The organism is Thalassospira sp. HJ (genome assembly GCF_000948415.1).
Taxonomy (GTDB): domain Bacteria; phylum Pseudomonadota; class Alphaproteobacteria; order Rhodospirillales; family Thalassospiraceae; genus Thalassospira.
The window spans coordinates 300520-325889 of sequence record NZ_JYII01000010.1 but is presented as its reverse complement, the minus strand read 5'-3'; the positions used below and the strand labels follow the sequence as shown (position 1 = coordinate 325889).

General features: G+C 48.3%; 20 protein-coding genes. 2 read left to right on the top strand and 18 right to left on the bottom strand.

Annotated elements, in window-relative coordinates; all coding sequences use genetic code 11:
* Positions 1-151: 151 nt before the first annotated feature.
* A complete protein-coding gene (locus UF64_RS06995; RefSeq protein ID WP_044827880.1) occupies positions 152-1924 on the bottom strand; it encodes a tetratricopeptide repeat protein in 1773 nt (590 codons plus the stop codon).
* A gap of 61 nt (positions 1925-1985) precedes the next feature.
* Positions 1986-3230, bottom strand: a complete 1245-nt coding sequence (locus UF64_RS06990) for an outer membrane beta-barrel protein (RefSeq protein ID WP_044827879.1) — start codon at positions 3228-3230, stop codon at positions 1986-1988.
* A gap of 231 nt (positions 3231-3461) precedes the next feature.
* On the opposite strand from UF64_RS06990, the gene UF64_RS06985 reads away from it, so the two are divergent.
* Positions 3462-4514 (top strand): hypothetical protein, encoded by a 1053-nt coding sequence (locus UF64_RS06985; RefSeq protein ID WP_152630628.1) that lies wholly within the window; start codon positions 3462-3464, stop codon positions 4512-4514.
* On the opposite strand, the gene UF64_RS06980 is transcribed toward UF64_RS06985, so the two are convergent.
* The 7 genes from UF64_RS06980 to UF64_RS06950 all read right to left on the bottom strand — a co-directional run bounded on the left by UF64_RS06980 (position 4486) and on the right by UF64_RS06950 (position 13895).
* Positions 4486-5043 carry a hypothetical protein gene (locus UF64_RS06980; RefSeq protein ID WP_235284988.1) on the bottom strand — a complete coding sequence of 186 codons (558 nt, stop codon included), beginning with the start codon at positions 5041-5043 and terminating at the stop codon, positions 4486-4488. The genes UF64_RS06985 and UF64_RS06980 overlap by 29 nt on opposite strands.
* Before the next feature lie 253 nt (positions 5044-5296).
* Positions 5297-7372: a hypothetical protein gene (locus tag UF64_RS06975; RefSeq protein WP_044827876.1), complete on the bottom strand. Its 2076-nt coding sequence runs from the start codon at positions 7370-7372 to the stop codon at positions 5297-5299.
* A 13-nt stretch (positions 7373-7385) separates the two neighbouring features.
* Positions 7386-7748, bottom strand: coding sequence for a hypothetical protein (locus UF64_RS06970; protein WP_044827875.1), 363 nt, complete (start codon positions 7746-7748; stop codon positions 7386-7388).
* Between the two features lie 119 nt (positions 7749-7867).
* The gene (locus tag UF64_RS06965) at positions 7868-9184 is read right to left on the bottom strand and encodes an MBOAT family protein (protein WP_235284987.1); all 1317 of its coding nucleotides are present in this window, start codon (positions 9182-9184) and stop codon (positions 7868-7870) included.
* A 74-nt stretch (positions 9185-9258) separates the two neighbouring features.
* Positions 9259-10392: a hypothetical protein gene (locus tag UF64_RS06960; protein WP_044827873.1), complete on the bottom strand. Its 1134-nt coding sequence runs from the start codon at positions 10390-10392 to the stop codon at positions 9259-9261.
* A 2-nt stretch (positions 10393-10394) separates the two neighbouring features.
* Positions 10395-12233, bottom strand: a complete 1839-nt coding sequence (locus UF64_RS19650) for an ABC transporter ATP-binding protein (protein WP_052657476.1) — start codon at positions 12231-12233, stop codon at positions 10395-10397.
* Between the two features lie 54 nt (positions 12234-12287).
* Positions 12288-13895, bottom strand: a complete 1608-nt coding sequence (locus UF64_RS06950) for a hypothetical protein (protein ID WP_152630627.1) — start codon at positions 13893-13895, stop codon at positions 12288-12290.
* A gap of 257 nt (positions 13896-14152) precedes the next feature.
* Here UF64_RS06950 and UF64_RS06945 point away from each other — a divergent pair, with 257 nt between their 5' ends.
* Positions 14153-15361: a nucleotidyltransferase family protein gene (locus UF64_RS06945; protein WP_152630626.1), complete on the top strand. Its 1209-nt coding sequence runs from the start codon at positions 14153-14155 to the stop codon at positions 15359-15361.
* A 226-nt stretch (positions 15362-15587) separates the two neighbouring features.
* On the opposite strand, the gene UF64_RS06940 is transcribed toward UF64_RS06945, so the two are convergent.
* The 9 genes from UF64_RS06940 to UF64_RS06900 form a co-directional block, all read right to left on the bottom strand.
* On the bottom strand, positions 15588-15872 hold the full coding sequence (locus UF64_RS06940) for a PqqD family protein (RefSeq protein ID WP_044827870.1): 285 nt from the start codon (positions 15870-15872) through the stop codon (positions 15588-15590).
* 12 nt (positions 15873-15884) lie between these two features.
* Entirely contained in the window at positions 15885-16781 is an 897-nt protein-coding gene (locus UF64_RS06935; protein WP_082049602.1) for a sulfotransferase domain-containing protein, read from the bottom strand.
* On the bottom strand, positions 16778-17701 hold the full coding sequence (locus UF64_RS06930) for a hypothetical protein (RefSeq protein WP_044827868.1): 924 nt from the start codon (positions 17699-17701) through the stop codon (positions 16778-16780). Before UF64_RS06930 ends, UF64_RS06935 begins: the two co-directional genes overlap by 4 nt.
* A complete protein-coding gene (locus UF64_RS06925; RefSeq protein WP_044827867.1) occupies positions 17698-19305 on the bottom strand; it encodes a tryptophan 7-halogenase in 1608 nt (535 codons plus the stop codon). The genes UF64_RS06930 and UF64_RS06925 overlap by 4 nt, the downstream gene beginning before the upstream one ends.
* Before the next feature lie 43 nt (positions 19306-19348).
* Positions 19349-20086 carry a 2OG-Fe(II) oxygenase gene (locus UF64_RS19645; RefSeq protein ID WP_052657475.1) on the bottom strand — a complete coding sequence of 246 codons (738 nt, stop codon included), beginning with the start codon at positions 20084-20086 and terminating at the stop codon, positions 19349-19351.
* A 313-nt stretch (positions 20087-20399) separates the two neighbouring features.
* Complete coding sequence (locus UF64_RS06915) at positions 20400-21263, bottom strand: 2OG-Fe(II) oxygenase (protein ID WP_044827866.1); 864 nt, start codon at positions 21261-21263, stop codon at positions 20400-20402.
* Entirely contained in the window at positions 21244-22212 is a 969-nt protein-coding gene (locus UF64_RS06910) for a sulfotransferase family protein (RefSeq protein WP_044827865.1), read from the bottom strand. Before UF64_RS06910 ends, UF64_RS06915 begins: the two co-directional genes overlap by 20 nt.
* Before the next feature lie 28 nt (positions 22213-22240).
* Positions 22241-23176 (bottom strand): hypothetical protein, encoded by a 936-nt coding sequence (locus UF64_RS06905; protein WP_044827864.1) that lies wholly within the window; start codon positions 23174-23176, stop codon positions 22241-22243.
* Positions 23177-23203: 27 nt separating this feature from the next.
* Positions 23204-25132 carry an asparagine synthase-related protein gene (locus UF64_RS06900; protein ID WP_044827863.1) on the bottom strand — a complete coding sequence of 643 codons (1929 nt, stop codon included), beginning with the start codon at positions 25130-25132 and terminating at the stop codon, positions 23204-23206.
* Between the last annotated feature and the right edge of the window lie 238 nt (positions 25133-25370).

Genomic DNA, 25370 nt, shown 5'->3' with positions numbered 1-25370 from the left:
CTTTTCCGCAGGCATTTTGGGCGTCATCCGTGCTGCATTAAAGAATGCAGTCCAACAATACACAGCAACCTACAATACAATTCTAGGCTCAGTTTAGGTGTTTCAGCATTCCGGAAAAGTGCTGCCTTGGTTGTCAGATTAAGGGCAGCTTTCAGGCCCCGATTTCTGCTTGCAGCTCTTTGACCTTGGACGCATTTTTCTCCACACCCTGCCCTTGTTCATACATATATATCAAACGTGCGACACGCCCTGTGTTGCCCATGTCGAGAGCCTTATGATACCAAGTTGCCGCTTCAGGAAAATCCTTGTTGCCGAGGGCTCCGGAATAGTACAGATCCCCAACCTCAATGGCAGCGGCAGGTAATTTATCTGCAACAGACTGATAGGTTATCAGCGCTTTTTGAATGTCCGGCGAACCGAGTTTTCCACTTTGATAAAGACGCCCCAAACGCAGTTTGGAATACGGTTTGGTAATTGGATCATTTTCAAGTTGCTCGGCATAAATAGTATAAGCCGTCATTGCACCGTTAGGATCTTTCGGACCCCCCACCCCTGCAGCTAACATGTCAGCATAACGTCCAGCACGCTGGTAGTTGTCATTGGCAACTGCAACCGCATATAACCGACGAGCCGTCTCAAAGTCGCCATTGTCATAGGCAACATCGCCACCCAAACGTGCAGATGTCGCATCGCCGACAGAAGCGCCAGCCTCATAGAGAGCCATAGCGCGATCATATTGTCTCTCGACACCGTGTCCAGACACGTAGAGGCTTGCCAAAACACGGTTTTCCCATTGCGACCGCTGATCCCCCAATGCCTCAAGATTGGCGGCAGCCTGGGCCCAATACTGGTTTGCCTTGGCCAAGTTCGCAGCAGTACCTTCGCCATTGGCATACATTTTTCCTAAACGGGAAAGTCTGGTGTTCGAGCCAAGTTCGACCGATTTCAAATACCAACCAAGAGCCTTGGACTTGTCTGGTTTGTTCAGCCCTTCTCCAGCATAATAAATGTCGCCAATAATACGCGCATTTAGACCATTCTCTTCATCCGCGATTCCTTCAAGAAGAGAAATTGCCTTTTCACCATCGGCCTTACCGCCGAGACCATTAGCGTACATGTGGGCCAAGCTGCGCTTGATAGACGGATGCACAAAAGCATCTTCTGCAAGTCCCCCCTCGTGATACGCAATGTAGCGGGTGTAATACCCATTTGCCTTTTCCATATCGACATTTACGCTAACACCCTTGGCATATATATCGCCCAACTGACGCAAACGTTCGATGTCCCCGGCCTCATCAGCCAAGGTATACCACCTCAAAGCCGACGCCATATCAACAGGCTTACCCAGACCGTTATACTCAATATCACCGGCCAATCTTGCTAGGGTGCCGATTTCTGCACCATCATGGCTTTCGATAAGATCAAGAGCAGCCTGAGCGTTTGCAGGCGTGCCCTTGCCCCGGGCATACATACTTGCGAGTATCATCACCTCATTGGTCTGCAAACTCTGTTTGCCTTCGTAATGGCGAATGGCAATTGCCCAGAATTTTCCGGCTTTTGCAGCATCGTAGAACTCGCCATCGCTACGGCCATATATGTCACCAACCGTTTTGGCATATCTATCATGCTTTCCAGATGGGTCTTGAACCGCCTTTTCATACCACATAAGTGATTTGGCTGTGTCGCTTTCCACACCTATACCGCGGGCATACATCGTCCCCAAATAGGCCATCGCTTCATAATCACCGTTTCCTGCAGCTTTCAGAAAATATTCCTCTGCACGCTCAGGCTGTCCAATATCAATCTGCTGGCGACCGGCCCAGTAATAATGATCATTATAAAGTTCGGGGAATGATGTCTGAATAGAACAAGCAGCAGTACTTACTGCCAAGCCAACAAATGCAATTCCAATACGACGATTCATCTTCGTTCCCTTACAACTCGAAATAACGAGAGGTGCAATATATAAAATCTAAATATAAAATCTAAAATGTCACTTTAACAAAAACTGAACTCAGATTTCGCGAAATATTGACATTCTGCGCATTACTGTCACGCATACGGTGTTCATACTGAGCCCCAACAAGCCAGTTTTCAGTCAAAGAATATTCCGCACTAAGGGCACCAACATAGTAATCATCTTTGCGTACACCGCCACTGGCGGCCGAGGAACTACGGCGATATGTGCGATCTTTCACACTTATTTCACCGCTGACACTCAGGTTATGTACAATCTCATACGAGAGACTTGCCGATGCCGAGTCTGATACAATAACCGAAGTCGTCCCGCTGGTGGTAGGATTGAAATCACGCCATACCCTGAAACGTGCTTCCAAGGCATCGGACACCATCCATCGAACATCAGCATTATAAGCAAAGGCTGATGTATTGTTGATGTCTTCTGAAGCGTAGTCATAATTCTGGTATCCAGCCAAGAAATCTGCAGTCATCCTTGACGGAACACTGTAGCGGACCCCGGCAGCAGCAAGATATCCATCATTGTCACGCACATTGGAAGTCTCTGAATCTTGAAACCCACGATGCGAAACTTCCGTTTTGACATAAGCCGTCGTGTTCGGAGCAACCAAATATCCAGGCTGAACGTACACATAGGTCTCGCCATAATTACGATCACTGTTGGAAATCAGGCTGCCATCTCGGCGATAAGTATCTTCATAGTCACGGAATCGATACCCGACACCACCGTCAACAACGTAACGATTAATTTGGTAGTTTGCATCAAGACCAAAAGTCCCAATGTAACTCTCTGTATCAGATACCGGCGTCGCCTCGGGATCAGCATATGTATTCCCCCGCGCCGTCACCGCACGCCGAACATCCCCGCTAAACTTCATGTTGAACTGATCAGAGAAATCATGCTCCCAACTGCCAATCACACGAAACTGTTCATTGTTTTGTTCTGAATGGTCAGCATAGCGCTTGGCTTCAGCATTGAGTCTCAGAATAACATCGTCGTTTTCACGGAGACTGCGTGCCATAAGATTGCCAATAAGCTTGGTAATAAAATCCTCTTCCTCATCGGAGCTGGAAGAAAAGATGTTATCATCATAGGTCAACTCTGTCTCAGCGTCTGCCGAGATTGTCATCGATCCGCTTTTATAAAATTCGGCAAGAGCTGTTTGCGCGAAAGCAGTACTGAAAACAATGGCCGTTGCAACACCGACACTAGATTTCAGAACAAGCTTGAAACCACTCGCACTAACAGACATCGCAATATTCTCCCTGAGCAATCGCATGTGGCCAAACAGCCACCTTCGGTCCATTCCGCTACAAGTACCAGACTATTCATCGTAATAACATTGCAGCTACTTTATACTTCCATGTATACAATCATCAGGTAGCATTTCTGATGACACGCATCAAGTTGATATGATTGATATTTAAGCCAAGGTGGAAGGATACTTTGATATTATGCGCTATGACCTATGGAATCTTCCATCTTGAACATTCTGCTCGACATTGCGCATCCGGTTGACAGCCATTTTTACAAAAAACTTGCGCCACTACTCGAACAAGATGGGCATAATGTATTTTGGGCAGGACGACACAAGGAAGTGACCAATTCCCTTCTTCAGAAGGAGCACGCTGTACTGTTTAGCACAGCACCGCGTCAAACACGTTTTGGGCAGGCTGTTGAGCTCATTCAACGAACAAAAAAACTAGTAATGGCCTGTCGCCGTCATAATATCTCGCTCATTCTTACCAAAAATCCCACTGGCACGTTGGCCGCAAGAACCCTTGCCATTCCGGCTGTTTACGACACAACAGATGGCAAAGCATCCGGCCTTCACTACCAAATCGCCCGTTACACCGCACGACTTATAACCTGTGAAGTCGATGCTGATTGCATTTTTGACTCTAAACACTTGACATATCGGGGACATTTTCATAGCGCCTACCTTCACCCAAAATATTTTTCCCCAGATCCCGACATCAAACAGGCTTTAGGCCTTCATCCAGGCGAAAACTATTACATCCTTCGCCTTAGCGCCTATAACGCCTCTCACGATCACGGACATCACGGACTTGATGATCAAGACAAGAAATGGCTTGTCTCTTATCTAAAAACCAAAGGAAAAGTCTTTATCTCAAGTGAAGTTCCTCTCTGCAAGGATATGGCAAAATACGCGGTGCCCTTGCCAGCTGAAAAGTTTCTTGATGTTCTCTGGGGCGCTTCTGGTGTTATTGGCGACGGTATTTCAGTTGCGATTGAAGCAGCTTTGTTGGGGACACCGTCAATATGCGTCTCAAGCTACATAATGACATTAAAATATGCCAAATCTCTGGCGGAAAAGCTTGAACATCTTCATATCTCGCCTCCCATTTCCAGCCAAAAAAATCCAGACAATCTATCGATCAGAACATGGATCCAAAACAGCCTAAGATACCAAAACGCAACAGAGGTCTCTCTTGAGGATTTCTGGCGTCAGCAAATAGATCTGATAGAATGGTACCGTGATCTGGTCAGAAAATTTCAAACGGATGAGATCTAGATATATCCAGAATGGTATTGATCCCCCATTTTTTCAGAGCAAAGACAAACTTTTCCTGCCCAAACTTCTGGTATTCTCGCCCCTGTTCCGCCCCACGCTTGATCAAGGTCTGGGACGGAAAATATTCATAGACATATCGATTGCGACGAAAGGGTGTAAAATCGGGATTATCTGTGAAAAAAACAGGTCGGAACCCTCTGGTTCGACATTGGTTTTCAAAAATTCTCCCAACAATCTGTCCAGTTTCCTCGGTGCTGCGTGCAAATGTCAAAACGGCAATCACGAGATCGACCTGATTATTCAAACCATAACATCCCAGCCCCGGGTTAACGCTGGCCGGAGGTAACCTGCATGCCGTCTGGAAATATGCCGGGTCGAAATCTTTTACCATCATCATGTCATCACACTGATAGCGTGTCATGCTCGGGACATCCTGGCGGGCGTCACCTGTCTCTGATTCTTTACCAAGCAGGGCTTCCAAGGCTGTTATTCTCAGGTACTGGTTCTCGACCAGCTCGCGGGTCCGCATCAATTGAAATTCCAGGAGCCGTATCCGTTCTGACGCTGCCTTTTTATTCATTTTCTACGACCTTCGACATTCTTTTGCCCGGTACGGAAAAGGGCCTAGCGGGGCTGACGATTAACCAAGTCCGTAGAGCTTCAATATTGAGGCGTTTGTAGGTGTAACACCGTTTGACAGATGCCCCGCTTCGCTCTGTTCGCTTTGCCTTACCAAACACAGGAAAAACAAAGACAATGGACCAGGTTAAATGTAACACGCCTTAGATCGCGTCCTTGATACATTCAGAAAGCAGATCAGCAATATCAACGGCCCCGTTCGACCATGACAAGCAGGCAAGTCTGGCACGCAATCGCTCACGCACGTCCTGCGACATCATCTCACCAATCACGGCGTTAAAATCAGTTGTCTCCATATCAGCTTGCAATGCCAAGCCCTGATCTACAGCATATCTGGAACGTCCGACCTGATCGTCAAGCCGGGTAAATTTGTTGGCTATAAAAATTGCAGGGACCCGAGACATCAGCAACTCGTGAAAGGAATTGTATCCTGCGGCACTAATGACAAAGTCGAAAGCACGCAGACACGGACTCAGAGGATATCGCCTGAGAATGCGAACATCCGCACGAGGCAAAGGTGGCCGATCAGCAATCGGCCACTGCGCAACAAAAATTTCGACACCGTCATGCTGCTGCAATACACCAATCAGCCTGTCGAGCAGCATTTCCGTATCGCGTAAATTACCCGCGCCAACCTGAATCAGAACCTTCAAACCACCATCATTGATCGAAAGCTTTTGCCGGGCTTCGTTTCTTGTCAGAAAGTCTTTCGCCCCGACAATAGAGACCGGACTGACCTGCTTGTAGCAGCGCGGCCAGTCGAATGTTTCCAGGGCCAATGATGACGGGCCTTGATCATAATCCGCCGCAGCTTCGCCTGGCTCAATAACATAAGTGGCAAAAGACTGCGCTTTCAAAGACGATGACGAAACAGTCTTTTTAAAGAAACCGCGCCGAAGCCAAATCAAGGGTACGCGCATGGACGACATCGCTTGGGAAACCGCATCATAGAGAACGTTGCCGTCATACAGGATCGCCTTCGGCTTGTGAAAGCGGATAATCGCTTCCAGTTCACACGCAGCTACCTGATGCCAGTCCTTTGGCAGCAAACCTAAATATTCATTTGAAGACATATGTTCGCAATGATAACCGGCATCCTCCACCATCCGCACGCCAGCCGAAAACACGGCAAAGACCGGTTTTATATCCTGCTGACAGGCATTGGCCACTGCAATCAGTCTAGTAATATGACCCAAACCGATGCCATTAGTGCTAACAAACAACACGCTATTTTCGCTGCAGCGCATCTGTTGCACACGGAAATGCCCCCCCGCCAAGCCCACCATTTTTAGCAGCTTTCTCAGATTGCGGGAATAGGACTTTGCTCCACTGGCTCGTGCAATCGCCTGGCGACGCTTTCTTTGTTCCCGGCGCAACGCTTTTGAATCACACACGTACCGCTGCAAAAGATTGAGACAATCTTGCGCGTTCAGATGATCTGTACCATCCGACCACCCGGTTTCAACATCTTCAAGAAAACAAATCACGCCAGAGGCATCGCACTGTGCGCGCAATAAACCGTATACATCGGCAGCAGTCACAAACAATACATCTAAAAGGCCAAGAAATCCGCCATATGACAAGGGGGAAGATCGATACACCGTCCAGTGCGCGAAAATAATGACATCCGCCTCCCTGAGCCGATATTCTGGATCCCAAATCCGCAGAATGACGTCAGACATTTCCGAAAATTTTCCGAGCATGCTGACCATTGCCTCGGAAAGCCCCCGCTCAAGATCGATCCCGATCTGAAGCTTACGAGCCTTCGGTTTCACCACTTTAGAATCCCCAAGTGGGAATTGCCAGATATCAGGGTAAAGAACCGAATCTTCGAGATGAACCTTAAGATGTCGAAAGCTTCTTGCTGATGCAGCAACAAAGACAAATTTCGACGTCACCGCCCTCAGGTCGGAACACAGAATGTCAAGCAACCGAAGATCTTTATCAGGCAGATCTTCGACCCAGATGATCACGCATTTACCACGCAGGTGATAAAATATCTCTGCCTGCCGACTTTCTGGCGTACCGCAACAAAGTGAAAAGGAGTTGAGCAAAACACCAGCATCAATCCAAAGAGCTGCTGCGGAGGCCTCGTCGACGGATTTACCGATATCGTACACAATACCGGAGCTATTAAATCCATAACATAGTCTGGAACGCGCCGCCTCACAACCTACGATCGTAATCTGGGGCTCTTTCCTTGAGCGCAAACCAAACATTTTGTGTCAAAATTTATGAAGCGTCCGCCCCACTCGCAGAAATGTCATCTCCTGCGACATCTCCACCGGGTATCGGAGTAAAAAAGGGGGTCGAATCGACATTAGGAATAATAGGATCAGGGATATCCAAAAGATCTTGGTTTGGAGAAGGAGGTGTGTCTGCCTGAGCCACACGAATTTCAGCATGGGCCTTGATAACATCGTCGAGCAGACTAGAGAGTTGTTCATCTTGTAAGATGCGCTCAGGATTAGAGGAAGAAGAGACAGCAGCTTCAGTGTCCACCTCAACAGCTTGCGCAGACTTACCGGCAAAAAATCCCCCCGAAAACAAGGCGAAAGAACTGACCGACGCAATGAATTTGTATAGTGGCCCCATTACCTACCTTTAATTCTTTTCTCAAAACTTGGTAATCTTTAAGTGGTGATCGGGTATGACACAAGAGATATTGGCAATCAAGAGTGTAAAATACAATTAAAAACATAGGCAAACCGAACTTAAAATTGAAAATAAATGAAATGAGGGCTTTGAACCGGATAGGCTAAAAAAATCAAGGCAACAACTATCCCGCACAGCAACCAGAACAAAGGGGTGGGAACGGTTGGAATACGCTGACTTGCGCGAACAGTCCCCAGAACGTGATCCGCGATCAAAGGGACCAGAAACAGACAGATGCTCCCCACGCCCAAGAACGCCTCCCCTCCATCAAGGGGATCTGCCCGGCCAACTCTTGTCCAGAAAACCATCAGACTATCCAAGTCTGAAAGACGAAACCCAGACCACAAAACCAAAACGCAAAGCTGCGTGAAGGCAAAAGACACGATACGCGGCACCGCGCGGCTTATCTTGTGCGCCATAACAAATTTATGCGCAATCAGCAACAAGCCATGCCCACATCCCCATAAGACAAATCCAACAGCCGCCCCGTGCCACAATCCGGCAAGCACCATGGTCAGCATCAGGTTGCGACTATATACAGTAAATCCTGATCCCCGTCCTCCGAGCGGAATGAACAGATAATCACGGAACCATTGCGACAGTGAAATGTGCCAGCGATGCCAAAATTCCGTTGGATTTGGCGCACTGTATGGAAACTTAAAATTACGAGGCAAATGAAAGCCAAGCATGTACGCAACACCAATGGCAATCGTTGAATATCCGGCAAAGTCAAAATAGATCTTAACGTGAAAACCCACCAGCGCACCGATCAAGGACATCCGATCATAATTTGCAATATTGTCGAATACGGGGTCAATAAATGGCGTCAGGTTATCTGCAATCAGAATTTTGTAGACCAATCCTAACAGAACAAGCCGCATCCCCCAGTAAAACGATCTTTTTGAAAAATGGCGGAAACACCCCAACTGAGGAAAGAACTGGGCGGCGCGAACAATCGGGCCGGCCACAAGCTGGGGGAAGAAAGCAATATAGAGCATAACCCTTATTACAGACCGATCCGCAGCAATCCTCCCCGATGAAACATCCACGACATAGCTAATAGATTGAAAAACATAAAAACTGATGCCGACTGGCAAAATAACATTCTGTAGCAAAATGTCATGATGCACACCGAATGCGACAAGAAGCGGCATCAATCCTGCAATAAAGAAGTTGAAGTATTTAAACACTCCCAAAACGGCGAGCATACCGGTGATGGCCACCCACAATATAGCCTTCTTGTGCGCTGGCACCGCTACAAGAAGTAGCGCTGCCCCGTATGCCAACAAACTGACCGCAATGATTAATCCGAGAAAATACCAGTCCCACCAGCCATAAAACAGGTAACTTGCCGACAATAGCCAGATATGACGCAAGTTGTGCGACCGAAGTCCCCAATGAACAGCACAGACAATGACAAAAAAAAAGACAAAGGACCAAGAATTGAAGATCACGACACCACCTTGTCTTTGATAAGGCGATAGGCAAACCAGACCGAAACCAGTTCCGCACCTTTGTCAAGTAAGTGCGTGTAATCGTACCACATATCGACCGATCCATAGTCGCGAAAGACATCGGGCAGGTTGGCATTCAAGCAATATGAATCTGCCTTCCATGCACAAAACTGCCGCGTATATCCGCGAAAGTTCGGCGAACTGTTCGGCAATGAATAATAGCCCGCCAACCGCCCTCCAGCTGCCTCTATACGGGACTTCACATCTGAAAAATAAACATCCAGCCAGGGATTGGATTCTGATAAACTGGGCGCGGTCTCGTCATATGGTGCCGGCGTTGCAAGCCATTGACTTAGCTTTGCTAGATCGACCGAGGCCTTACGCATGGCAAGCGGCCTGAAAGCAGATGTAGATCGGGCGGAAGCATGCACGATCATGTTCTGTTTTTGCGCCAGTCCAAAATTGACCTTTCCTGCCAGATAGTGTTTGACGATTTCTACCACCGTATTCAGGCCTGTCGGATATGTCTTCCCTTGGGCGGCAAATCTGTCGTCATACAAAACAGCCAGAAACGCCCAGCGCAAAGTAGAATCCGTAATCTGGTTGATGGCTCTTGAAGACATGGGGTTTTTAAGCCCATACAGCGGAACAGCATCCCATTGAGAATGGATCTCGAACATGACTTGTTCCGGCATACGACCAAGCACCTTTTGAGCATCTTCAAGGAGTATCCATTGCTCCAGACGTGAGGCCCCGCCTGCAGCGCGCGTCATAAGTCGTGTATGAATATTCTCAGCAGCCCAGATTTTGTTGACGATCTCAGGATTGATGCCATGCCGGGTATAGCTTGATCCGATCAACATCATGACTGGACCTTTATTTGCGCCTTCCGGCACATACCATTTTTCCCGTACAATTGCGGACCTTCGCTCCAAATCCATTCTGTTGAAGACGGCATTGGTACAAACTACAACCAGAACGCCCCCCAACAGGACCGCAAGCAGATTAGCCAAACCAACACGATATTCGCGTTTTGGGATCTGCGACATATGCACCAGACTCAAAGCGAGCACTGCAAATGGCAACCAAATGAAGTCACCAGACAACGCATCCACAATCTCACCAAACATGTTCAAGTCTCACTGCCCTCGTCATACCGTTGCACGCAGGCATTGCCCAACATACCTGGCGCACCAGACGAAGAGTAGTTGTCAACATTCTTGATCGCGCCATTTTCCAGTCGAACAATCTGGTCTGCAATTTCAAGCATATGATTATTATGCGTGATGATCAGGATCGTTACCTTTCCTTTCTGAGTCTGCAGATAATTGAGAATTTGATGTTGATTGTTGAGATCAAGCGCATTTGTCACCTCATCCAAAATCAGAAGTTGCGGCTTGCGTACCAGCATACAGGCCAACATTAAGCGTTGGCGTTCACCGCCAGACAGGTTCCGTCCATTTTCCCCCACCAGATACTCAAGGGGGGCTGGATGTTGACACAAAAAATCCATGGCCCCTGCATGTTTCAAGGCATCGTGCATCTCACGCAGACTGCAGCCTGGGGCATGCCAACGCAAATTGTCTGCCACCGAACCGTCGAGCATAAAGTTTTCCTGGGGCATATAGGAAATGGATGCACACCATGCCTGCCGGCTCAAGTCCTTGATATCCGTGCCGTCAATCGTGATCGTTCCCTGTGAAACTGGCAGCAGACCGGCGACAAGCGAGCTCAAACTTGTTTTTCCGGCTCCTGACGGGCCTGTTATCGCCGTTATTTTCTGCGCAGGGATTGTCAAATTTATATCTGTCAGAATATCCTCATCAGGCGTGTTTAAATGGTGCATAAACACGCCTTTTAACGCGACCTCAGTCTCTAGCTTGATCTTTTCAACAGGCTTTGGGTCTTGATAAGGCTCTGATGATATTCTGGTTCTGTGCGCGGCTTTGATTCCTGAATAATTTGAATGTTCTGATAATTGCGGCACAAGTTCACGTTCCAGAGACATCAGATACTGACAGGACGGCCAGATGTGTAAAATCGCATGAAGATTCTTCTCGAGCCCGGACCAGACTGGCAACAAGCGACTAAGAATCATTACCATTATCAGCAGTGTGGCAAAGTCCAGGTTGAAAACCTCAATCCCAAGCCATAAAAATACAACCAGCCCAATCATGCTAAGCCACTGCAACAGGAAGTTGCTGCTTGCCATCATTCTCTGGTGGGTTTGCCGCGCTTCGAAAGTTAGACCTTGCCGATACATAAATTCGGTCGTCAGTTGCGCTTCTATCCCATTGGCCTTGGCATATGCTAGGCCATCCAGATACTGCGTCATCACATGGCTTGTCTTCCGTCCATGCCCCAGAACATCCCGCCCTGTTTGCAAGCTCCGGTGTCTTGTGCCCGCCGTAATGGCAAAAATTGCTCCTGCCATGACAATCACCAAGCATGTCAATTGCCAAGACAGTTGAAAGGCAAAGACCATATAAACCAGCATCAAGATCACAGAAGATACAAAACGCAGAACTTCAGCCAGACCATTGGAAAGACGCTGTACCTCAATGGTTAGGGAATGGATAAAATCGCTACGGCGTCTGGCGGCCAAAAAATACCATTCACCGCCAATCAGCGTGTTCCAGATGCGCTGAAACAAATACCGACCAAAATCCAGGCGCAATTTCGACACTTGAAGCGAACGATGATATACGATCATCAAACGAACGGAGATAATACCGGCAAACAGAACCAAGATGACACTTAGCTTAGTCGGGATCGCCAGAAAATCGACATATTCTGCCAAGTTTAAAAGCCTTGATCCGGCAATGCTGTCTCCTAGCCCCAACAAACCCAGCATTGGCAAAATCAACATCAAACCAATGCCTTCGGTAAGTGCGCCGCAAAGCGAAAGAACAAACACCCCAGCGATTGTTTTTCGGGCATATCTCAGAAAACCCGTAAATGTTCCCTCCATGGGGTTCCTCACTTCAATTGCAGATTGCCGATGGAAAACTTCCTGAAATGGCCACTATGACTGCCTTAACTTGCAGACCTGATCATCTCCGACGATAACAACAGCCACAGATTCTTTGTGGCAAAATGTCTCCAACTCAGGTGACCTGTTTTGTTTTGTGACAATCAAGTCTGTCACTCCATAGCGGTCTAGCAATACTCTTCGCAACCGATCATCCGTTTCAGGATCGAGTATGATGCGCAGGTCTTTCTTGCGTTGTGACCCGTCTTTAATAAAGTAATGCCCCCGCTTGGGAATCATCACCTTACCTATGAAAGCTGCCAGACTGAATGCCGTCGTGAGGTCTGATGCGATGATCGATTCTTCTGAAAGATGCTCTGCGATCGCCTTATTGCGCCTGACAACCGGACTTTCACTGGCGTCACGATCAAAACTGATAACAACGCTTTGTATATATTGGCGATAAGTCTGGCTGACTTTCTGGATGCCAAACACAACAAGCACCAAGGAAACCAAAACAATACCGAAAAAACGCCCCACAACGTTCTGAATTCTGATGGCCTCAACAAACACCGCAACCAGACACAGATGAGCGGCAACCAATGCAAAAAAAAGATACCGATGCCCAAGGGCGATCGGCAAGACAGCATTGATCATCAACAATCCAATGAAAATGCCTGCCATCATAACGATAGCGCGATAACGGGGGAGAAATTTCCAGACAACTGGCAGAAATAGAAAACCAACCAGACCCACACCAGCTCTGAGCAGAAGTTGGTCCATGTCATAAAAATACTTTCTTCGGCCCGTGCTGTTCAATCTGGCTATCCTGTCAAGTTCAGGAAAAGATTCAGCTTTTAGCCAGTTTGCTTGCAAGGCAAGATCATTGGTAAACAGGACCCCTCCGAGGGAGTACCAGGGCCAAAGTAAAGCAAGGGCGAAAGCAACCGCCGCCCAACAAACAATCTTTCTTTTATTTCGGGGATTGGTGGATTTCTCAAAGAACAGCAATGAAAGACCAAAAACACCGGCAAAAATGGCGGTAAGGAAGTGACTTAAGATTATGACAAAAACCAAGCCACAAAAAGCGGCTCCCTGAACATTGGAAAGTTCTTGCGGCTGACGGATCAAGCGCAGGGCAAACCCGAACAGAATAAAGCTGAGACCAAACACTCCGATTGAAGGGTAAGACGAGACCAATATTAGGCTGCGTAAGCCATAAGCGTTGGACCACCCCCAACCTATCCCCCAAAAGGTCAACATTACGATCAGGGTAATAACCGGTGCCCAAACGGATCGATAATATGCCAAAGCAAACCAACGCAATCCGACAAGCAAAAGGATAAAGTGGACAATGCCGATCCATCCGATCATCTGCAAAGGCGGTAAGCCCGTGGCAGCAACAATGATGGCATAACATAAGTATAGCGGCGAATATCGCGGGGACCCGGCATCTACATTCACTTGCGGATGAGACGGATGGAGAATATTTTGCGACCAGGCTTTGAGAACTGCCACATGTTCCCAGATGTCCGAACCCGCCCCATAGGTAACCAACTGCCCCCACAAACCATCATAGCAAACCCATGATAAGGTCAGTAACGCCAGAATAAAAAACACCATATGGGCAAGAGAGTCCGGGGCACGCACTTCAATTTTCAACGGCATCCCCTTGTTTGAAAATGAAGACCACTTACGATGACCTCCTGCGCAAAATCGCACTCCCCGAAAGATACCCTCGCGCACATGACTGTCATCATCCACCTTCTGGTACACTGTTGTGGAACACAGTATGCCATCCAAATTAGTCAATTTTGATATCAGTCTCTTGCCGCAAAAAACACCTTAAATTCTGCGCAGTGTCCATCTTTTGCCAAACGAATATACTACTCCCTGCCCAAACCTGTGGATTTGTGAAATTGTCGAAATTACCTCCTTTTATCAGCACCAAAAATCGGTTCAGCGAACTGGATCTTCTTTTGGAACTTTGCAACCCACCTTCAGAACTGGCCCGCCAAGAAATACATTTGGACACTACGCCCACATGGGACTGGAAACGGTTTGTTGTAATGGCAAATCGCCACGGCTATCTGTCTCCGCTTTGCAATCAGCTCGCGTCATATCCGTCTTCGCCAATTCCGCCAAATGTCCAAAGCAAAATCACCAAATCTTACAAACAGCAGTCCATGCGTGCAATGAAGCTTCTTCGCACATTGCATAATGTCAGCGATATATTTGATCAACACTGCATCCGCTTTTTGGCCATCAAAGGACCGGTACTTTCGCAACAGATTCATGGCAGCAGCATCTACCGCCGAAGCCTTGATTTGGATTTTCTTATTTCTCAGGAGGATGTGAGGAAAGTTGATAAGATACTAAGAACGAAAGGTTTTATACGCCTGCATCCCAAGGCTGATTTATCGAATTTACAGCAAAAAATTTTCATGGCCCGCGACAATGTCGCTTGCTATGAGTTTGCTTCTACCCGGATTGAAATTCACTGGCGTCTTTTTGAAAACCCGAACTATCTTGATATTGCCTTCGATGAGTTGTGGCACAAACGCACGGTCATTGCGTTAACAGGAAAAGTCCTTCCAACCCTAGGGCATTCAGACAACCTGCTTTATCTTCTCGCACATGGTGCAAAACACTTCTGGATATATTTGAAATGGATGGACGATATCGTCGCATTTAGCAAAATCATTCCATCCGATGACTATAACGAGGCAGTTCGCCTTGCTCGCAAATATGACCTTTCTGATGTGATGTTTAGCAGTCTGGACTTTATCCGTACGTTTTATGGAAAAGAGTTGAAAATTAGCACACCGCCTTCGGCGCCAAGATCAAAACGATATAGACGGCTGATTTCTGCATTTCGTTGTTCTTTTTGCGAGTCAAGCCAATTAGGCAAAGAGGTTTCTCCAAGGTGGGCTCGAACCTTGATTTTCTTGCGGCAATTCCATTTGAAATCAACCTTTTCATATCGCATGCGCCTCACATTGCGCTGGCTGATCAATTTTGAAGACCTTTCCGAGTTACAATTGCCATCCGCACTTTTTCCCTTGTATATTTTTCTCCGCCCCGTTTTTTGGCTCAAGCGGTTTATAAAAGGAAAAACAGATGGCTAGGGTCACGACCCTAGCAGAAAAGGATGCCTTTGTTTCCTCTCGACGAGCTTCTGCCGACTGTAGAACTGCCCTTCGAAAGTCGCAAAAGTGAAGAGCATGAAAAAAAGCCCTCAAGAACACAAAAGGCGGGAAATCGGCGATCTGGTCTGCCAATTCCCGCCTCAAAACTGCAAAGACACTCCACAAAAAATTCCGGGCAGTGGAACCTGCCGATCAGAGAAAGGCTCTAACTCTTTTCAACGCTCAAAACATCGTTCTTGATCAAACCATCAAGCAGGGTTTCGACGTCACGCTCAGCCTGTTCTTCAGAGACCTCGAACTCGGAGACGACTGCTGCAACCACGTCTTGGAACATCGCTGGTTTCTCCAGCGCCTCCCAAACCGCCGTTGCTGTATCGTTCAAACTCATGTACTGGCCGGTTTGCACCTGCATCATCAATGTTTCTTCGCCCGAACGTGCCGCGATCCAACTGTCTGTACGCTTGATCAAATTGTTTTCATACTTATCCATCGTTTTACTCCGCTAAATGTCCGTATTGAGCGGGACATAGCCCAACTGAGCCATCATCTTTGCATGTTGGCATTCAATGTCTCTGATTTGTGCTTTAGTCAACTCGTCGCGCCAACCATCAACCAGACCTCTTCTGAAGAAAGTAGGATTCGGAGCCTCACGAAAACCGGACTTTCTCTCTTGTGCCTGAAGCGTCTCGAAGCGGGATGCTTCCACTGCCCGACAGATTTGGTCTTCTGAACACTGCCAATCAAGAAATTCCAATAACTTACGAAGCACGGAAACGGTATCTGACATCATATCTTCATAGCGGATCAAATGTACCGGCAAATCAGTTTGTTCCAGCCAACTTGCGACATGTCCACTCCAGTCAGAATAAATAATCGGCAAGTGTCGCCGTTGATGATCCTTGAAATCGCGATGAACCATTTCGCTGTTCGCCATATCGGCGATAGCTTCACCAAGATCGACATTTATGTGATGCGCGTAAGACGGTGCAACGCCTCTCGGATCACGCACGACATAGATGGCGCCTTTTGCCGCCCGCACCCCACCCAATAGCGGTGTGCCATCGCTCAGGTAGCGATAGGCGTCGTGAACCTTGGTAAACTGTGGGAACTCTCCATCACCGGGGTGATGGCCGACGCTATGGGGGGCTGCATGATGGTCTACCTGAGCAAATTCAACATGCACTTTTGGGCGCAAATCTTCGATCTCGTGCACATCAAGTAATCCACTACTAAGCAAAGTAGAATCGTCAAAAGTACGCCGATCTGTAGAGGTCAAAATTGCGCTAAGATCGTTTACGGTAAATTTTTCCGGCATTGGACGAGAAAGATTATCAAGCAAGATACGAAGCCACGTATTTCCTGACTTAGGATAAGAGGCAAGCCAGTATAGATTTTTCATATCGTGCCTTCACCCTGCCATTGCGCATCCATTTGTCCGGCGAAGGTGTCAAATACCGTAACGTCACGCTCACACGTTAATGTATACATTTCTGATTTCGCTGACATTTGTGCTGCCATTGAAAAAAACTTCGGCATTAGATTCATGGCTTGAAGCAGGCGTGGCCGGAGGGCATTCATGACCAAATAGTGGGATGCATTGATCGCGTCCAGCCGTTCGATACCGGCTGTTCGAGGTGGTCTGTGTTCTATCAGGAAATAAATGGCACCAATCGCAGCCTGTTCTCGAGAAGCCGGCAATGACGACACAAGATACTTGAGCTTACAGGATCGGAGCACTGTATGATCGACAGGATCAAAGCCCTTCTTTTCCAACGCTCGCCCCCACAATCTGATCTTCGGGCCTTCCGGCAACAGGCAGGGCATCCCGCCCGCACCCAAACTGATCGAGGCACAGGTATCAGCCAAGACTGGATGGCCACGTTGGGCTAAGCTCTCCGCCAAAATCGATTTACCTGTACCCGATGCACCACACAGGAGGACCGCCTTACCGTTCACAAGTACAGCAGAGGCCCTGAGTGCAACAACCTTGCGCTGATGCAGCAGTATCGGCAAAGCAACATCGAAAAGAAAGAGCCCTACGTCCCGATCCTCGACTTTCGGCGCGGCTTCATAAACGATCCTGTTTCCCGCTTCTATAAGGTAAGCTCCCACCCTTGGGACATGAATAATGAAGGCGTCCTCACTCATTTCCCAATTGGGCCCTCTATGGATGCAGTTGCCTGCAATCTGGCCTGGGACTTTTCCCCGTTCAATCATAACATCACGCACGACTTCTGGGTGTTCATCGGTCCAATAATCGTTAAGAACAAGATCACTCCCGATCTTCAAACCGTATGTTTCGTAGAAATACTGCATCATTGTCCGAGAGTCGTGAAACGGTGGTTTTCACTAGCGTTGAAGTCGCCCGCAACCATCAAAAGATCAGGGTCTTCATCAAACACTGCCAAAGCCTCGTCATGTGACAGTGCAGACATCATAAAGGTCGAAGCCATTCGATATCTTTGCCTCCAGATCTCATCACTTTCCCCAGTCGCAAGCAAACGATGCGGAGCCGCACAGCCCATCATAATCGTATCGAACCCGGCGAGGCCGTAATAGGGAATGCCAACTTTGCGGATTGCCTCTAGCGCCCAGGGAGAACGCATAGACAACGGCGCCCCCTCACGGAACAAATCCATCAACGGCTTGATGCCGGAAATGTCTGCTTCGCTGCGCATCACATCCCAAAACGGCGTCTGTTTCTTGTTATTGATCTGATAGTGGGCAGCGATGAACCATTTCAGCTTGTCCCAATCGTCCGCCGCCTGACCATTCATCAACTGCTCGGTCGACCGGTCATGTTTTGTTCGCGGCAATTCATCAACCAGCAAAATGACCTGCCGCGCAATTTGTAACAATGCGCTGGCTTCAAGCGGCTCAGAAAAGCCATAGGAGTTGCCAATCGCAATGACATTACCGACATAGCAGCGTTCGTGTCGGCCATTCCGGAATGAAACGGTATTAAGGAACTCAACCTCGCCGAACCGTTCGACGACTTCGTCTTTTGCCTCTTCGACGGAAATAAAATCGCTGCTGTGAACGTATCCACAATGGTCATTGTGGCGCGTTGGAACCATCCAGCTCCAGCCGGCATCCATGGTGATTGCACTCGTATATGGCTTTATGTCCCCGCCATGGTCTCTTTGGAATGCGATTGCGCGGTTGCTAAACAGCGATTTTTCAAATCCGATGAAAGGTACTTCCAACTCTTTATTCAGCAAGGTGGATCGAAAGCCGCTGCAATCGACAAACAAGTCATAGCTTAACTTACGCCCATCATCGGTCTGAAGGGCGACAATTTCATCCCTCTGCGGGTGCTTATCGGCAGAAACGATAACCGCATCCACCATCTCAATTCCGGCGGTGAGGGCCTCTTGCTCAAGATAAGTGACCAATAGCGCATTGTCCAAATGATAGGCAAAGCGATACCGGTCCATTTGCGAAGCCACCTTGCCATTGGGCCCCAGCCATAGCGGCAACTTATGATGCTCCATTAAAATCGCCTGACTGGTCGCCCCATTTGGACTCCCGGTTAAGCGCATGGAACCGATCAAACCGATGTCATTCACGTCCCAGTCAAATGGCGCATTAAAATAGTAGTCCCCCGGCTTACCCCAATCATAGCGCACGCCTTGTTTGATCGTTGGACGGACGTTCTTTAGCAAATCGCCCACACCCAGCCCAATGTAATTGTGCAAAAAGCTGACAACCATTGGGACCGTAGACTCACCAACACCTATGATCGGTATTTTCTTTGATTGGATGATAGAAACATTCAGATATGGCCGTCGCTTTTTAAGCGCCAAAGCCGTCAACAAACCGGAAGTCCCGCCGCCGAGCACGCCGATATCCAATATTTCCCGTCCTTCAGGACCATCATTGTTATTTTGATGCCGACAAATATACTCAGCGCTTTCTCTCATTGGCAGACAACCTGCTGTCTTGGATATCCGATACGCATATATTTTAGATATTCATATTTTTCGTTTTGTCGCCTTGGAACCAGGCCGAGTAATTTAAGCGTTTCCAACCGGTTGCTGCAGGTGTCATCGGCTCGACTGCATGGTTGAAGTTTTTGTTTGAATCAAAAATTACGACGCGATTAAACAAGGGATCAATATTATGAATGTCATTGTTCTCGTCTTTATACTGCAATCGACCACCAAAGCCAGGTTGCCAGTCTTCATGCAAATACAACACCATGCACAAGACGCGCCCTTGCGCTGAATCGTTGTGCCATCGCAAGAAATGTTCGTGATCCAGACGTTTTAAATTGATCGCATTTGTATATTGCACATCGCGCCCCGTAAGCAGACGCAGCCATGAGTGGAACGCTTCAGACTGAATTTGAGCCCGCATTTTGACATCTTCAAGTGTCGACGGCGCCATTTCCTTACCTGAAGCGGGTTTGCGGTAAATAAACTCGTGAATAAACCGATCCTCATCATGTGAATCGTAGAATTTTTCTTTTTCTACGAATGATTTATCACGATACCGGCGAAACATTTCTTCGCACTGCCCCTCTCCGAGTAACAATTTGCGGATGGACCTCAATGCATCTGCCTGAACAAAATCATCAAGGACCAAAAATTTCTGAGGTCTACGATGAAATTCATGTTGGTGCATTTCGATTACATCTTGTCGTGAATATTTTGGATTTATCCATTTCAATTCTTTCTGTAATTCACCAACTTGGTCTCTCATTGAAAACCCTTACTAAAATAAATTTTGATCTTGCAAAAATACCCCCGTCACCATACGCCAGCAACGTTAAAACACGCAATTTATGGTTGAAAAAATTTCATTAATTTAAATTTTAAATCAATATTGCAAGTTGCGTTTAATCTGCACCATTGCTGCACTTCGAGGAGAAAACAACCAAACTCTAGAAGCAATCAGTATTGGGCAAGAATTCTTGCTCCACCTTTTTTCCACCAACACTCAGTTAAGCGCGCTGTAGTAAAGGCAGCTAGGGTCCAGAAAGAGGTAAAACAGCTCAGAATTTACTGCATAGCTGTTAGCAATGAGATACGACCGCGAAACGACCGTGCTGGAATTCATCATTCGGCAATGAGACCGGTAAAACCTCATGCATTGCCCAACTGGGAAAAATCGCCAACATGTTGGGTTGAAAATCATAGAGCGTGAATTTATCCAGCGCCTGCTTGGTTTCGTAGTCTGTGTCAAACACAGCAAGCTGACCGCCCTTAAACATTCGCGGCAGCTGATGCATATGGTATACGATGGATACCATGCGATCATGGTATCCATGATCCTGGTGCGGCAAAAAATACGCGCCATGTCGGCACAGACTAAACTTCTTTGATGGCGGTCGTGCCGTTGGCCATCCAATCCCCAATTTCGGAACCGTCTTCTCCAACAATGGCATCAGATGGGTTAGGTAAAGATCCTCATATTCCCTCGAAAGTTGCTTACGATATGAATACCTGAATTTACGGTCGCAGGTTGCCATACCATTAATCACGACCTTGTCTTCGACATATTCTTCTTCTGATCGCGTTGCCTCGGCAAACAGGATTTCGTAAACCTTCTGTGGAAAAGCATCTGGAATAACTGCCACCGGCACAGAAACAGCCCCGTCAGGCAACTTAAGGCCCGTCACATCCCCGCGCAGAGCGGCGCACATGTAATGTGTCTTTGGACATGATGGATCCAGCGCAGTTACGCGATCCAAGACTTCGGTCGCCTCGCGTAAATCCCCCTGCGCCCGCAACACATCGGCGAGATCCCTTAACAGTTTTGGCGTTTCGCCCTGCGCGTTTAGTTGCGCCCGCACACGCTTCTCCAGTGCGTGGTACAACCCGGCATCTAAAGTGACGGATGCCGAGAACCCTTCTCCTTTAATAAACTCGGTTTCCATTGCGCCCCCTTTCCGAATTGACAATCGCAGACAAGGAGGCATAGCTCTGCGCGACCCCACCTGACACCGCAACAGCACGCTCAATCTGTGTCGCGTTTGTCTGCTTAAATTCAGTATCTTGCTGAAAATGCCCTACCTCTGGCCGTTTCGCATCGAACTGCATAATCTGCGCAATTGCGACGCGAACTTCATCAGTAAGCTCTAGTCCAAAATGAGGAAACAGGCGACCCATGACGTCCACCTTCAGGTTTTTATAGTCAACCAAGCATCTCCGATCCGCCGGAGCCGCAATCGCTTGAGTGAAAAACGCATTCACCACTTCTGCAGCAAATCGAACAGGATCTTCCTGATCATCAACCAAATGCGCGGCATGCTTTGTGACCGCATGCGGATTGTTCGACCACCCCGCCGGAGAAATCCGATGGGACACCATGATTTCCAAGGGATCACGATAGATAAAGCACCAGTCCACCCCCGTAAAACGCTCTATGATCGGCTTTATCAGCAAGCTGGTCCAAGAACTGAAACGTATCACAACTTTCTTGTTCCGGAATTGCGGACTGGGACGCAGCAGGTCAAGACAAGCCCGCAAAATTGGAAAATCCATATTTCCGTCATCCATATCCATCAAAAGGGCTTTTGAAATAAACCCATGCTCCGAATAACTCAAACTGTCCGGTGCTTGATCCAAGATTTGACTAACCAAGGTTGAGCCACAACGCGATGCATGAAAGATAAAACGTAAATCCTGATCGGGCACCGGCTCTGCAATGGTATCTTTCAACGCAATCAGGCTTCGTTTGATCGGTCGCTGTCGTGCCCGCTGCACCTCCACCTGCGTGTTCACGCGACATGGGATCGGGTCTGGCCGCATCCAGCCAAAGACCACCAATTTCCCGTCGAGACGTTTGAGGTTGATTGGCCAAAAAAAGTCCTGCGCAGCACTCACGGCTCAAGCCTATTGATTTTATGACACGTCACGTCGCAGAACCGACGATATCTATAAGTTTGCGATGTTTTTCTGTCGTTCGGGCAAAGGTGGTCGGGCGATAAATCTCGAAAACACTGTTCTTCCGCAGCAAATTGGCAACTGCATTCAAGGCAAACTGATGGCCCAGGAAGTGTTTCGCTGATTTTGGCTGATACAGGTTTTTCTGTATTTCAATCATGCTTGCCAGCTTGTCGAGAGGTTGGCAGCGGAAATCCCCTTCATCTTCCGGGGTGATCAGATAAAACCGGTTCCCTTCGGTCACATCAATATCGCCTATGGTTTCGATAACGTCATGAAATTTATCCCGACGATAGCTGTCCTGTAATAAGCCTTCCCGTGATGTGCCGACAAACTCCAAACTATCTGTCCAAAGCTTCACTCTGGGGATACCTTCCTTGAGAATCACCCTGCCATTCTCGGTGACGCGAAAGACACATAAATCATCGCAGATCGTCTCAAACCCAAGCGTCTGCAAGTAGGCAACCATGGTCGACTTTCCGACACCAGATGGCCCCACAAAGAAGGCAACCTTATCACCAACCAGTGTCGCACTCGCATGCACCACCAACATCTGTTTTAAATACAGCACAACAGATATAACCGTGCCCAGCAACATCGTCCGCACACGGCTCATTTCAACGCCTGACTTTAAATCCATCAACACGTGCCGACCGTCAATGACCTGAAACTCGCCGAGCCGTGGCCAAGAGATATGCACCACGTCGCCATGGTGCCAAATGTATTTCTTCACACGTTTCGCATCATCTGGCATGTCATAAAGTCTGGAAATCGAAATCTCGACATCTGGCTCTCGCCCGCCATCATAAAGCGTCAACTCAGGTAGATATATGTCGCTCTTAATAACCAGATCAAAAACGATATATCTCGCATTTTCACATGATAAACTGCCCGTCATGGACATCAACACACCCGCGATCGACGTCGGGTCCTAGTAATTTGATGGGATCATTTGGCGAATGAAGCGAGCTGTTGCGACACCTCGCATTAATGACTGCTTATACAATTGAATGATTTCCTTGGATTCCCATCTATCGCCGGGCCAATCTTCGACCAGTCCCTTCAAACTCTCAAGGTCCACATACCGCCCAACGTGTGGATGTCGCGCTAATATTTCCAACTCTTCGCGTAAACTCGCACGTGAATCGGTCAGTCCTTCATACCAGTTCGCCGACTGACCACCTCTTGGCGTATCAGGGTCAAAACAGTGCTCGGGCAGCAGATCTTCCCCGATTAGCCGCAAGAAGAACTTTGTCTTCCCATTGCGCAAAAACCATTCTTCAGACAGCCCAAGCGTGAACTCCACCAAACGCTGATCTTCAGTTGGATCACGATGTTCGATTCCCGTTTCCGCATAATCAGCATACCGATCAAGCCCCAAAGAAAGTCGACCAAACCCCGCCAACCGCCTGTCATTACCGAAGATAGAGGGCTGCATGCGGGGCAACAGCGCACGCTGCGACAGCCGGTTGCTTCGCAACATATCCTGAAAAAATTCCGGCGCAATAACAGATTTCTTCGCTTTGTTTGCATTGCCAAGGACCCTGGCGACGATCTCCCACGCTCCGCGCGGAGTGTGCGGGGCAAAGCTGTGATAGGCGATTGCCTTCCAGGACATCTTCTGCCGCCGCCATAGCAGAAAGGCCTCGCGGAGCCAACTCGGAACAGCCAGAGAATTCAACATTTCCGAGAGACGGGCAACCCCACTATAGCTGATCGTCAGATTCCCTATGCCCCCCGTCAGCATCACTTCCGAACGATTACGCCGGGCTGCATTGTCTAATTCGGTCAACCAGACATTATTGGCAGGTGCCCGGTGCGGCTGCTGCAACGCTTGAGCAGATCTGTCCATATAAGAAAAAGGATTCTGCCGTCCAATCCGGATCACATGGTGCCGCATATTGCCATGCCGCGCAGCCAAGATAGCTGCTTTTTCCGACTCATCCCATAGCCGACTGGCTGACTTCGCACGAAAGTCTTCGTGCGGCGCTGCCGTGTACGCATCAACACTTCGCCCCTGTTCAGACAACAATACTGCAGCAGCGGCTGCAACAGCTCCGCTATCGCATCCTGAGCTTAATTGAGCAGCAATGGGTTTCGTCGAGCGCAGACAGGACTTAACAGCAGAAAAAAACAGTTCTCGCCCTTGTGCCTTCAAAGCTGTTGCACTGTCTGGCTGGACAGACCCCCGTTCGGGCATACACCACCATTTCCGACAGTTGATGTTGCCTTTTTCGGCAATCAGAAAATGACCAGGCTCAAGTTCGTCGATAAATTCAAAACAACTTCCGGTCGGGGCCGCCGCCATTAAACGATGTGCAATCCAGGTCTCCGATAGTGTTTGAGGCACATCAGGCAACGCAAGCAACCCGGCAGGCATGCTCGCAACAGCAATAAAACGTTCCGAACGATAGAAATAGAGCGGTGCCCGGCCCAGCGCATCTCGACCGCACAACAAGCGCTGCTGTTCGGCATTCCAAACAATGAAACCATACTGCCCTGGAATACGTGCGGGTGCCTCTTCTTCCCATTTTTCCAATGCCAGCAGCAGCAAGTCCGAATCTGATAAGCGCGCAGCCGCCTTCGTGTCCAGACCAAGCCCGGCGATCACACCTGCTCTGTCATCCAAGCGTGCCGCAGCCACGCCACACCATTTTCCTGCGCGCAAGCAGACAGGCTGTTTCTCGAAAAAATCTTCCGGCAAAGTACAGGACAGCAATTTTGCAACTGAAACCGTCCCGTCTGACCAAACCTGACGACGTTTTGGACCGTACCGGTCCATACTTGATGCCATCCGAAGGCAGTCGTCTTTTGCATTTCGATCGTCAAACCTCAAAACGCATGCAATTGCACCGGTCATTTGCAGTCCTGATTTTTATTGTGGAGCCTTGCTATGCTTTAATTAATTGATGGTTTGATCCGTCGAATTACTCCTAGGGTTCAAACTCATTCACATGATTGATCCGGCACTTGATATGAGAGAAAAAGCTAGGAAAAGACCGCAGAGCGGGGTGATCCCCGGTCAAGGGGTTTGACGCACAGGCTTTCTCTCATAGCAGGTGTCCTTCGGATCACCCGGATTTGCGCGGGCTATTTTA